2 tRNA genes are annotated in these 301 nt (G+C 55.5%); both read right to left on the bottom strand.

What is annotated here, in order from left to right:
• Positions 1-71 precede the first annotated feature (71 nt).
• A tRNA-His gene (locus A10D4_RS13480) sits at positions 72-147 on the bottom strand.
• Positions 148-171: 24 nt separating this feature from the next.
• Positions 172-248: transfer RNA gene (locus A10D4_RS13475), tRNA-Arg, on the bottom strand.
• Between the last annotated feature and the right edge of the window lie 53 nt (positions 249-301).

Here is a 301-nt window from a genome sequence, read left to right as displayed (position 1 = left end):
CAAGTGCGCTACCAAGCTGCGCTACTCGCCGCTATTGATATTCAAGAGATGAATTAAAACCAGTGAGGAAATGGGGTGGATGATGGGACTCGAACCCACGACGACCGGAATCACAATCCGGGGCTCTACCAACTGAGCTACACCCACCACAACAATTTTTCCGGCGCGTTCTGGCGCACCCGGCAGGATTCGAACCTGCGACCGACGGCTTAGAAGGCCGTTGCTCTATCCAGCTGAGCTACGGGCGCATTCGAACCTGAGCTGCGAGTAAAATGGTCGGCGAGACTGGATTCGAACCAGC

This window comes from Idiomarina xiamenensis 10-D-4, from assembly GCF_000299895.1.
Classification (GTDB): Bacteria; Pseudomonadota; Gammaproteobacteria; order Enterobacterales; family Alteromonadaceae; genus Idiomarina; species Idiomarina xiamenensis.
Note: the sequence above shows the minus strand (reverse complement) of the source record. Positions and strands in the feature narration are given on the sequence as shown.